Annotated in this window: 3 protein-coding genes; 1 reads left to right on the top strand and 2 read right to left on the bottom strand. The window is 36.3% G+C overall.

Annotated features, from left to right (window positions below):
* Both AC6F8J_RS04610 and AC6F8J_RS04605 read right to left on the bottom strand, forming a co-directional pair.
* Positions 1-648: TPM domain-containing protein (locus tag AC6F8J_RS04610; protein ID WP_500721377.1), on the bottom strand; the 648-nt coding region annotated here is incomplete at its 3' end.
* Positions 649-659: 11 nt separating this feature from the next.
* A complete protein-coding gene (locus AC6F8J_RS04605; RefSeq protein WP_500721376.1) occupies positions 660-1,238 on the bottom strand; it encodes a LemA family protein in 579 nt (192 codons plus the stop codon).
* A 400-nt stretch (positions 1,239-1,638) separates the two neighbouring features.
* Between AC6F8J_RS04605 and AC6F8J_RS04600 the strand changes: the two genes are divergently transcribed.
* Entirely contained in the window at positions 1,639-1,968 is a 330-nt protein-coding gene (locus tag AC6F8J_RS04600) for a hypothetical protein (protein ID WP_500721374.1), read from the top strand.
* The last annotated feature ends 16 nt before the right edge of the window (positions 1,969-1,984 follow it).

The following is a 1,984-nucleotide window of genomic DNA, read 5'->3' as shown; positions in this document are numbered from 1 at the left end:
TCTTGTAATCCGTCCGCGATTAAATATTAAGTCTAACATCATAAGCATGATGCCGATTATAATAAGAATCACATGGAATATTATTATATTTCCTTCTTCCTCTTCCGTACTGGGATAATAATAAACATTCTGACTGGTAATCGCCGCTTCATCAAGGCCGTACTCTATAAATACTTCTTCTGCAAGTTTTAAATATGTTCCTATGATACCTGCATCATAATTGCCCTCTTGAAAATGCCCAATAAGGTAGTCATCTTGTATCCGTCCTGTTTTTGCATCATTTAAGGCACCCTCTAGACCGTAACCCACTTCAATACGAGATCGTCGATCATTTAGAGATATCAACAATAGTAAACCATTGTTCTTCGTTGCATCTCCAATGCCCCACTCTCTAAAAAGATTAAGCGCATAAGACTCAATATCCTGACCTTCTAAGCTATCTACAGTAACAACAACAATCTGCGCACCTGTTTCTTGCGCCAAAGGCACCGAAATATTCATGATGGCTTCCTCAGTTGCAGTCGAAAGAATACCCGCAAAATCATTGACATAGAATTCTGTGGTATGGCTTGGATAACTTTGACCAAATATTGCCGGCATAGAAAGCAGCATAGATAGAATAAACAACGCTGCTATAGTTTTTTTCAATTCAATCCCCCCTAGTTATTAAAATCTACAGTAGGGACTTCACTTGCGCCTTCACTGGCTTCAAAGTATTCTGCCGGTTCAAAACCAAATGTTCTGGCAAAAAGGCTCATAGGGAACTGCTTCGCAGTACTATTAAAATTTCTGGCCACAGAATTGTAATCTTGTCTTGCTACGGCAATTCTATTTTCGGTTCCTGCCAGTTCATCGGCTAACTGTCTGAAATTAGCATCCGATTTTAGCTCCGGATAACTTTCTGATATTGCAAGCAATCTTGATAAAGCTCCGGACAATTGTGCATCAGCTTCTGCTTGTTCCCCCACTGTACCAGCACCCATCATTCGTGCACGTGCATCTGCTATGTTATTAAATATTTCTTGTTCTTGACTGGCGAATCCTTTTACGGTTTCAACCAAGTTTGGAATTAAGTCATTTCTTCTTTGTAATTGATTATCTATCTGGCTTAGAGACATACTAACCTCTTCATCTAAAACGACCAAACTGTTGTATCTTGATACCACCATGCCACCTGTACCAAAGATGACTAAGACGACTACTGCTATAACGATTAATGCTATACTACCTTTTTTCATATTAACACCTCTTCTGAATTTTCATTTTCTTGATTGTTAGGATGCCTACTATAACTGTATGAGCATAATAACAAAATATCTTCTATATTGTACCATTATACTTTATGCCTTACTATGATATGCCAATCGATTTAATCATTTTTTAATGCTTTTCACTTAATATTGACAATAATGGATCTCTTAACCCTATATAAAAACTCAAGAATCCCATTTATAGGATTTCTTAGTAATGGATGAGGCTACCTTGTTATTCAAGAGCTAAGAAATCCTCTGAGAAAGTTGTGTCATTACAATAGAAATTCTAATCTTATTATGCTATAATGAGATTGTTAATGATAATGATTATCTTCAAGCGCTACATTGTTATTCGGATTATACTTACCTTGAAAGGACTGATTACATGTTGGGTTGGTTCAACGCTTTTTTATTATTTGTGCTCCTCTCCTTTCCAATTGCTATTGAAGTGAACAAACGTTGGCTAAAGGGAAAAAACAAAAACTATAATCAATTCTTAAAAAAAGGTCGTAAAATGCATCCCTATGTCGGTGGTCTATTAATACTATCCGGACTTATTCATGGTTATCTGAAACTGGGTCGTTTTGACTTTCATACCGGCTCATTGTTATTATTGGTTTTGGCTTTGAATGGTTTTTTAGGTCTGCTTTATAAACGTAGCAAAAAGAGATCTTTAGCAAAGGTCCATCGATATATGGGTGTTTTGATTGTATAACTCTTTTTACTTCATT

Source organism: Petrocella sp. (assembly GCF_059865615.1).
This window is presented reverse-complemented; position numbering and strand designations above follow the sequence as displayed.